General features: G+C 39.4%; 1 protein-coding gene. It reads left to right on the forward strand.

Annotated elements, in window-relative coordinates:
• A partial coding sequence (locus tag QNI08_RS22380; protein WP_285769551.1) for an IS1182 family transposase occupies positions 1–1,116 on the forward strand: 1,116 nt, incomplete at both ends.

Genomic DNA, 1,116 nt, shown 5'->3' on the forward strand with positions numbered 1-1,116 from the left:
CCGAACCATTTGGTTCGTAAAATGGAGGCTGCCATTGACTTCACTTTCATTTATGACTTAGTGAAAGAGATGTATTCAGAGGTAGGACGCCCAAGTATTGATCCCGTTATTTTAGTTAAACTGACATTCATCCAATATACCTTCGGTATTCGGTCCATGCGTAAAACAATTGAAGAAATAGAAACAAATATGGCTTACCGTTGGTTCTTAGGCTACGGTTTCCATGATAAAGTCCCTCATTTCTCGACATTCGGGAAAAATTATGAGCGACGCTTTAAAGATACAGATTTGTTTGAACAGATTTTTTATCGAATCTTAATGATAGCTGCTGATAGAAAGTTAATAAGTGCAGAGCATGTATTCGTTGATTCCACACATGTGAAAGCCAGTGCGAATAAGAGGAAATTTGAAAAGAAAATAGTTCGCAAAGAAACACGAGCATATCAAGGACGCCTTCAAGATGAAATCAATCAAGATCGTGAAAACCATGGAAAGAAGCCTTTTCCACCGGATAAATTTGATAAGAACGAAACCAAAGAAATAAAAGAAAGTACAACAGATTCTGAGAGTGGCTACTATGTGAAAGATGAACGAACAAAACAGTTTGCCTATTCATTCCATGCGGCCGCAGACCGAAACGGGTTTGTATTAGGAACGATTGTAACACCTGGAAATACACATGACAGTCAAGTCTTAGAGCCACTTATTGATCAAGTGATTGAGAAAGTTGGAAAACCGGAAGCCGTTGCCGCAGATGCAGCATATAAAACACCGGCAATTACAAACTACCTATTTAACAAAGAAATCCTACCGGCTTTACCCTATACACGTCCTCGAACAAAAGAAGGGTTCTTTCGTAAACATGACTATGTATACGATGAACATTTTGATTGTTACCTTTGCCCTTCGGGCGAGTTATTAACGTACTCAACAACTAATAAAGAGGGCTATCGCGAGTACAAATCGCCCAAACACATCTGTGCAACATGCTCATTTTTATCACGGTGTACTGAAAGCAAAGACCATCAAAAAGTGGTGACACGGCATATCTGGCAAGCATATGTGGAAGAAGCAGATCATCTGCGTCATCATCAAGAGGTAAAACCTATCTATGCA

Origin of the sequence: Peribacillus folii, assembly GCF_030271255.1 — a bacterium.
Taxonomy (GTDB): Bacteria; Bacillota; Bacilli; order Bacillales; family DSM-1321; genus Peribacillus.